Here is a 312-nt window from a genome sequence, read left to right as displayed (position 1 = left end):
TCTTAAAGATCATTAGTCAATTTCAGATCCCGCCTTCGGGTGGGGTCGAGTTTTTGATTCAAACTCATGTGATTTCAAGTCTTTAAGAGCAAACGGTGGATGCCTTGGCATCTGGAGCCGAAGAAGGACGTAGCAATCTGCGATAAGCCTCGGGGAACTGATAAGCAAGTTTTGATCCGAGGGTGTCCGAATGGGGAAACCCCGCTGGGCGGCGTGCCGACCTAGTGACTCCCGCCTGAATATATAGGGCGGGTAGAGGGAACGTGGGGAAGTGAAACATCTCAGTACCCACAGGAAGAGAAAGCAACCGCG

The 312-nt window shown here is 51.6% G+C and carries 1 rRNA gene; it reads left to right on the top strand.

The window, feature by feature from the left end:
• Positions 1 to 72: 72 nt before the first annotated feature.
• Positions 73 to 312: ribosomal RNA gene (locus NEI07_RS08240) — 23S ribosomal RNA — on the top strand; the annotation flags it as partial.

Origin of the sequence: Methylocystis suflitae (genome assembly GCF_024448135.1) — a bacterium.
GTDB lineage: Bacteria > Pseudomonadota > Alphaproteobacteria > Rhizobiales > Beijerinckiaceae > Methylocystis > Methylocystis suflitae.
This window is presented reverse-complemented; position numbering and strand designations above follow the sequence as displayed.